Origin of the sequence: Hydrocarboniphaga sp., from assembly GCF_028291725.1 — a bacterium.
Classification (GTDB): Bacteria; Pseudomonadota; Gammaproteobacteria; order Nevskiales; family Nevskiaceae; genus Hydrocarboniphaga.
Genome location: NZ_JAQGNT010000014.1, coordinates 1 through 6,962, shown reverse-complemented (window position 1 = coordinate 6,962; position 6,962 = coordinate 1). Strand labels below are relative to the sequence as shown.

Sequence of the window (6,962 nt, the reverse complement as noted above, 5' to 3'; positions counted from 1 at the left end):
TTCCTTGCGGACCTGCTCACGGACCCTGAACCCGCTGATGGTAGGTCGGCAATCCTTTGCCGACGTGCTCAAGGGATCAGGGCGCACACGTCGGCAAAGGATTGCCGACCTACGTCGTTTGCGAGGCGAGGCTGGTTCATGGAGAGGGGACCGCCTAGCCCACCAGATCGGCCAGCAGCGCATCCGGCGTATCGGTGAAGTCCAGCGTCGAGCCTTGCATCCTCAGTGTTCGTTCGGCGACGCCTGGATGGAACACGTAGCAGGCGCCGCTGACGTGGCCGGAGTCGGCGGCGTTGTTCAGCGGGTCGAGGCTGACGGTGCGGCCGTGCGAGATCATCACCGCGCGGCGCAGTACGACCACGGCCTCGAGTTCGTCGATATCCGCGATCTGTTCGCGGGCCCAGGTCAGCAGCTTTTGCCAGGGCTGGCCGGCAAATGCCGCCGGCGCGACGATCAGCTGCGCGTCGATGGTTCATTTCAGGATATCGGCGCCGTCGTGGTGGACTTCGACGCCGTAGCGGTGCGGGTCGTCCTCAAGGTCGGCGCGGGCCCAGCCGGGGCCGGTGACGATACGCAGCCGCCGGCGATAGATGCCGGAGCGATGCGTGGCATAGCCGCCGCTCATGCCGCATCACCGGTGGCGCCGGGATTCAGGGCCGCACGCCTGGCGATGCGCGCGGCAGTGCCTTCGCCGGACAGCACGCGGAACACGAATTCGGCGTGCGCGATCAGCTGGCCGCCGGTCTTCAGGTCGCAGCCGACATGCGCGATCGTGCGGCCCTTGCGGTGAATGGTCGCGCGGCCTTCGATCCAGTTGCCGAGCCGGGCACCGGCGATCAGCTGCGTGGTCTGCTGCACGGTCACCACCGACGGCGTCGGATCGGGACCGCGCAGCATCGTGTACGCGCCAACGAAGTCGAACATCGCCGCGACGAAGCCGCCATGCACTTCGCCAAAAGGATTGCAGTGCTGCGCGGCGATGCGCACGCCGACGCAGGGGCTGTCGTTCTCGCGCCGTTCGTAAAACGGCCCGATGTGCGCAATGAACGAATGCGCGTTGTGGTTCTGCAGTGGCGCGAAGCCGGCAGGGATCTCGTTCATTGCGATCAGCGCGGGAATGTCACGGACGACAGCAGCGCGATCAGCCCGGCCTTGCGGATCGGCGCGATCAGCGCCGGATCGCGCACGAAGATCGAGCCGGCGAAGGACATCGCGTTCAGCGACACCGAATGCTCGCCGCTGCGCCAGGTTTCGCGGCTGCGCGGGATCAGCATGAACCAGTCGCGCGTCGCCAGCAGGTTGTAGGCCGGCAGGCGGCCGTTGTCGCCTGGTTGCAGCCCGCAGGCATCCAGGCAGTGACGGTAAGCATCGAACAGGCGCGCGCCGGCGTCGGCGGCCGCACCGGGCCAGGCGTACGCAAAGCGCACGAAGGCGTGCCGATACGGCAGCCGCGCCAGCGGCTGCGTCGCGTCGCCCGCTGCGGCCTCGGGCAGCAGGGCCTCGATCAGCGGCGCCGTGAACGGCGCGATCTGCAGATGCCGGTGCTGCACGCTGGCGCCGGCGGTGACGCCGCCGTTGAAGAAGGCCAGGCCGTCGATGCCGCTCATCGCGATCGCCAGCGCGTCGAAGTCGGCGCGCTGCAGCGGCCGTTCCTGGTCGGCGTAGTCGCGGGTCACGATCAGTACGTGATTGAACAGCACCGGGAACTTGTTCAGCAGCAGCACGTGCGCCTCACCCAGATCGCTGACGTACAGCGCCGGCTCGTAGGGCAGGAAAGGGTTGAATGCGCCCGGCTTGGTGCCGGGCTTCGGGATCTTCGCCTGGTCCTTGAGCGCCAGCGACGAGGCCCACTCGATGCGCCAGGGCAGGCCGGCGTCGAGCGCGGTTTCGCCGGCGACATGGAACGGGATCAGTGCGCCGCTGGCCAGCGCCTGCTGCGTGACCTGGCTGACGGCGGCGGCGAGTGTGGCGGGCATGGTGATTCCCTTGAACGGTTACGACAAACTGTTGCGACGGTACGGAAGAAAGCAACATCAGCCGACACTATCTCGTCATTCCCGCGAAGGCGGGAATCCAGTGTTGACGCTCGAGCCCAAGCTCTTGTCCGCAGTGAAAACTGGATTCCCGCCTTCGCGGGAATGACGGCTTCGTTCCCGTCCACGACGCGAATTTCAGGCCGCCGGCGGGGCCGTCGGCACGTCGCGGAACGGGCCCTTGTCGGCGCGGTGTTCCGCCGGCAGGCCCAGCACTCGTTCGGCGAGCACGTTGCGCATGATCTCGTCGGTGCCGCCTTCGACGCGATGCAGTGCGCCGAAGTGGAACATCCAGTGGAAGCAATACGCCGCGTCGTCACCGTCGGCCTGGGCCAGCGCGCGGTTGCCGAGCAGGTCGAGGCCGAACGCGGCGATCTCCTGCGTCGCATTGGCGCCGACCAGCTTGCCGACCGAGGCCTCCGGCCCGGGCGACGCGCCGGCGGCGATGGCGGTCAGCATCCGCTGCACGCCGTAGCGGATGCCGCAATCTTTGGTGTGCCATTCGGCGAGCTTCATGCGCACGCTCTCCGAGTCGATCGGGCGCCGGCCGTCGGCGTCGGGCTGCATCGCCAGCTCGAAGATTTCCTCAATGCCCATCGGCGTGCTCGCGCCGATGGTCATGCGCTCGTTCATCAGCGTGGTCAGCGCGACGCTCCAGCCCTGGTTGACGCCGCCGAGCACCTGCGCGTCGGGCACGAACACCTCGTCGAGAAACACTTCGTTGAAATGCGCATGGCCGGACAGCTCCTCGATTGGCCGCACCGTGATACCGGGGCTGTCCATCTTCATGAACACCATCGTCAGGCCCTTGTGCTTGACCACGTCGGCATCGGTGCGCACCAGCGCCATGCCCCAGGCCGCGTAGTGCGCGCCCGAGGTCCAGACTTTCTGTCCCTTGAGTGTCCAGCCGCCGGCTACGCGCTCGGCGCGTGTGCGCACGCCGGCCAGGTCCGAGCCGGCGCCGGGCTCGCTGAACATCTGGCACCAGACCGTGTCGCCACGCGCGATCGCCGGCAGAAACTCGCGCTGCTGCGCCTCGCTGGCGAAGCTCATCAGCGTCGGTGCGATGAAGCCCTGGCTGATCATGAACGGGCCGTTGAGCTCGACGAAATCCTGCTCTTCCTGCTGGAAGATCACGTTCTCGATCGGCGACAGGCCCTGGCCGCCGCATTCGCGCGGCCACACCAGGCAGGCCCAGCCGTGAGCGTGCTTGATCTGCTGCCAGCGCCGCGACAGCGCGATCCAGTCGGCCTCGTCGGCGAAAGGCTTGCCGGCGAAACGCAGCCTGCGTGCCTGCTGCACCTGGTCCCAGGGTGCGTGCTCGCGGATGAAGTCGCGGGCGCGTTCGCGGAAGGCGGCCTGTTCGGGTGTGTCGTGCAGATTCATGCGGATTCTTTCATGCGGGTTCTCAGGCGGCGCGCGCGGCGCTGCCGCGGTGGGCGATCAGCAGCCTGACCAGGCGTTCCTTCCAGAACCCTGGCGTGCCGAGTGCGGTTGCCAGCGATTGCGCGCGGCGATAAGCCAGGTGCGCGTCCGATTCCCAGGTCACGCCGATGCCGCCGTGGATCTGCATGTTCTGCTTCGCGCACAGCCGGAACGCGTCGGTCGCGGCGATGCGCGCCACAGCCGCGGCTTCGGGCAGTTGGGCTTCGTCGTCGTCCAGTGCAGCGGCGCCGAAATAGCAGTTGGATCGCGCCAGCTCGATCGCGGCGAGCATGTCCGCCATGCTGTGTTTCAGCGCCTGAAACGAGCCGATCGCGCGGCCGAAGGCGTAGCGCGTCAGGCTGTAGTCGCGCGCCATCTCCAGCGCGGCCTGCGCGCCACCGAGCTGTTCGAACGCGGTGAACAGCGCGTAGCGGTCGAGCACGCGTTCCCACAAACGGATCGCGGCGTCGCCGGTGGCCAGGACCTCGGCCGGCGCGGCATCGAAGCGGAACGCGGCGGGCGGATGCAGCAGGTCGAGGGTCTTGTCGATCGCGCCGATCCGTTCGCCGGCGGGCAGGGGCAGCAGCAGCAGCGCCGCGCGTTCGGCTTCGCCGATCAGGGTCAGTGCGACGCTGGCCGATGCGCCATCGCGCAGCAGCCGGGTTGCGCCGCTGAGTGTGCAGCTGTCATCGGCGCTATCGATGCCGGACAGCAGCGGCGGCGCCGACCAGTCCTGCGCCATCAGCACCAGGCCTAGCACGGAGCCGTCGGCGATGCGCGGCAGCCACTGCGCCTGCGCGCGCGGCGCATCGGCCAGCGCCAGAGCGACCGCAAAGCCGCAGACCGACGCGACATAGGGTATCGCCGGTGACTGGCGCCCGATCTCTTCGGCGGCCAGGCACAGCACCGCGTTGCCCAGCGCGCTGCCGCCGTGTTCTTCGGCTACGCCAGCGCCAAGCCAGCCGGTCTGCGCCAGGCGCTGCCACAGCGGCAGGTCGCAGGACAGCTGCTGTGCTTGGATCGCCACCAGGCCGGCGCGTGCGCTGCTCGACGTCAGCACGCGGCGGAATTCATCGCGGATCGCCAGCTCTTCTTCGGAGAACGCCAGGTTCATTGTCGGTTTGCCGTCATCGCCTGTGCAGACGCCGCTGGCGTCCGGAAATGGTTTAGGTCAAAATAGTATCCTAATTAGCCGGAGCCGTCGTGTGCCGATCCACAGGGTCGTCAGCGCGCCGGCAGTGCGAGGAGCGCATGAACGTCATCGATCCCAAGCAGTTCCGCAACGCGCTCGGTGCGTTCACGACCGGCGTCACCGTCGTTACCACGCGCCATGGCGGCATCGACATCGGCCTGACCGCGAACAGCTTCAACTCGGTGTCGCTGGACCCGCCGATGGTGTTGTGGAGCCTGGCCAAGACCTCCGGCAGCCTGCAGGCCTTCAACGAGAACGACTACTTCGCGGTGCACATCCTGTCGAACCGGCAGGAAGCGCTGTCGGGGCGCTTTGCCAAACGCGGTATCGACAAGTTCGAGGGCCAGGCGCTGACGCGCGGTCACGGCGAAATGCCGCTACTGTCGGGCTGCTCGGCGCGCTTTGAATGCCGCACTGCGTATCGCTACGAAGGCGGCGATCACGTGATCTTCGTCGGCGAGGTGCTGAACTTCGAGCACTTCGGCCTGCCGCCCCTGGTCTTCCAGTCCGGCGGCTATGCGCTGGCGGTGAAGAAGCCCGCGGAATACGCGGCCGAAGAGGCGGCGTATCAGGCCGACAGCTTCGGCCGCAACGCGCTGACCTATCTGCTCGGCCGCGTGTTCCACCAGCTGCGCTATCAGCTGAAGCCGCAGCTGGCGGCGCACGACTTGAATGATGTCGAACACCAGGTCATCGGCGTGCTGGGTGTATGCGAAGAGCGCCCGCTGTCGGAGCTCGACGCGTTGCTGAAAGTGTCCGGTCAGTCGGTCGATGCCGCCGCGCTGGCCGGCTTGCGCGAGCGGGGTTACATCGTGATGCAGGGCGCGCCGGACCCGCGGGTGTCGCTGACCGCGGCCGGCCGCCAGATCAACATCGAGCTGGTCGCCGCGACCAAGTCGATCGAGGACGACGCGCTCGAAGGTTTCGATCACGGCGAGGTGCAGGTACTGACGCACCTGGTGCGGCGCCTGGCGCATGCGACGCGCGCCGATACACCACCGCTGTGGACCCGGAGCCGGGAAGCGGTCTGAGTTTCAAATTCGCCACCTGGTGATAGCGACTCATGAAGATCCAGAAGCTTGCCGGAGTAGGGCGGGTCGTGACCCGCCGTCTTGACTTGAAGCGGGAACGGCGGGTCGCGACCCGCCCTACACAGGCCGGGTGATGCGCGAGCCCCCAGTGATCCTGTTCGGCATCGGTTATGGCGCGGGCCTGATCTGCAAGTCGCTGGTGATCAGCCGCTACTTCGGCACCGGACCCTTCGCACTGGTGATGGGCACGATGGCACCGCTCAGCATGAGCTTGAGCGCGCTGTCGCCGTACCTGATCGGGCTCAGCTACGACCATCTCGGTAGTTACACGGTCGGGCTAGCTGCACTGGCGGCGCTGGCCCTCGTCGCCGCGTTCGCACAGCTGCTGGCGGGGCCGCCGCAGCGCCGGCCATCGGCGGTCATCACGGAAAAAGGAGGCAGCATGAAATTTCTGCACGTGGGTTTCGCGGTCAAGGACATTCACCGCTCGATCGGGCTGTACGCCGAGCTGTTCGGCATCCGCTGGGAGCCGGTGAAGGAATACCCCATCACCACCTGGGTCGAGGCCCGGGAGAATCCAAGTCGCTCGCTCGTAACGCACGGCTACACCGACACCGGCTTCGAGTTCGAGATGGTCGAGAACGTCGCCGGCATTTCGGCCGACTCGCTGGTGCTGGGCGAGCGTGAAGGCCTGTCGCACCTCGCCTTCACCGTCGATGACTTAGCTGCAGAGCGCGCACGCCTCGAGGCCAGCGGCCTGAAGATGGTCAGCGAATTCAAATCGTCGAAAGTCGATTTCCAGTTCTTCAAGGACGAACGCCTGGCCGGAGCGCTGGTGCAGTTCCACGGCGAGCGGTAGTCCGCTGTGGCAGGTCGGCAATCCCTTGCCGACCTGCAGGCGATGGGCGTCGGTTTTCAGGGAAGTACGTAGGGCGGGAGCATCCCGCCGCTTGCCGCGACCGTCGGGGACACGCGGAAGGCGGGATGCTCCGCCGAGTCACTACCTGAAGTGTTGCAGTCCCTTCTCCCGCTTGCGTTCGATGCTGCCCCGAAGGGGCGGATGAGGGGCTGTTCGGCGGGAAGAAGCCCCTCACCCGGCGCTCCGCGCCACCCTACCCAGGAACCTCTCCCTCCCCCGCGTGCGGGGGAGGGCCGGGGTGGGGGCGAGCAGGCGCGGCGCTATCGTCTCGCCCCCATCCCAACCTTCCCCCGCAGGCGGGGGAAGGGGCGGGTCGGTTCCGGGGCTCAAGCCGGCAGCGCCAAGCTGCGGCGGTCTCTCCC

General features: G+C 67.5%; 8 protein-coding genes. 2 read left to right on the top strand and 6 right to left on the bottom strand.

Translation table 11 applies throughout. The annotated features are described in order from the left end of the window. Window positions 1-154 precede the first annotated feature (154 nt). The 6 genes from JWQ90_RS04420 to JWQ90_RS04395 form a co-directional block, all read right to left on the bottom strand. Window positions 155-361, bottom strand: coding sequence for a hypothetical protein (locus JWQ90_RS04420; protein WP_299689982.1), 207 nt, complete (start codon window positions 359-361; stop codon window positions 155-157). A 111-nt stretch (window positions 362-472) separates the two neighbouring features. Beyond that, window positions 473-625 (bottom strand): hypothetical protein, encoded by a 153-nt coding sequence (locus JWQ90_RS04415; RefSeq protein WP_299689979.1) that lies wholly within the window; start codon window positions 623-625, stop codon window positions 473-475. After that, window positions 622-1,101, bottom strand: coding sequence for a PaaI family thioesterase (locus JWQ90_RS04410; protein WP_299689976.1), 480 nt, complete (start codon window positions 1,099-1,101; stop codon window positions 622-624). Before JWQ90_RS04410 ends, JWQ90_RS04415 begins: the two co-directional genes overlap by 4 nt. Window positions 1,102-1,106: 5 nt before the next feature. Further along, window positions 1,107-1,976, bottom strand: coding sequence for a hypothetical protein (locus JWQ90_RS04405; RefSeq protein WP_299689973.1), 870 nt, complete (start codon window positions 1,974-1,976; stop codon window positions 1,107-1,109). A 195-nt stretch (window positions 1,977-2,171) separates the two neighbouring features. Then, window positions 2,172-3,419 (bottom strand): acyl-CoA dehydrogenase family protein, encoded by a 1,248-nt coding sequence (locus tag JWQ90_RS04400; protein WP_299689970.1) that lies wholly within the window; start codon window positions 3,417-3,419, stop codon window positions 2,172-2,174. Between the two features lie 22 nt (window positions 3,420-3,441). Continuing rightward, window positions 3,442-4,572: an acyl-CoA dehydrogenase family protein gene (locus tag JWQ90_RS04395; RefSeq protein ID WP_299689967.1), complete on the bottom strand. Its 1,131-nt coding sequence runs from the start codon at window positions 4,570-4,572 to the stop codon at window positions 3,442-3,444. 137 nt (window positions 4,573-4,709) lie between these two features. Here JWQ90_RS04395 and JWQ90_RS04390 point away from each other — a divergent pair, with 137 nt between their 5' ends. Continuing rightward, window positions 4,710-5,681 (top strand): flavin reductase, encoded by a 972-nt coding sequence (locus tag JWQ90_RS04390; RefSeq protein ID WP_299689964.1) that lies wholly within the window; start codon window positions 4,710-4,712, stop codon window positions 5,679-5,681. A 133-nt stretch (window positions 5,682-5,814) separates the two neighbouring features. Continuing rightward, complete coding sequence (locus tag JWQ90_RS04385; RefSeq protein ID WP_299689961.1) at window positions 5,815-6,540, top strand: VOC family protein; 726 nt, start codon at window positions 5,815-5,817, stop codon at window positions 6,538-6,540. Window positions 6,541-6,962: the final 422 nt, after the last annotated feature.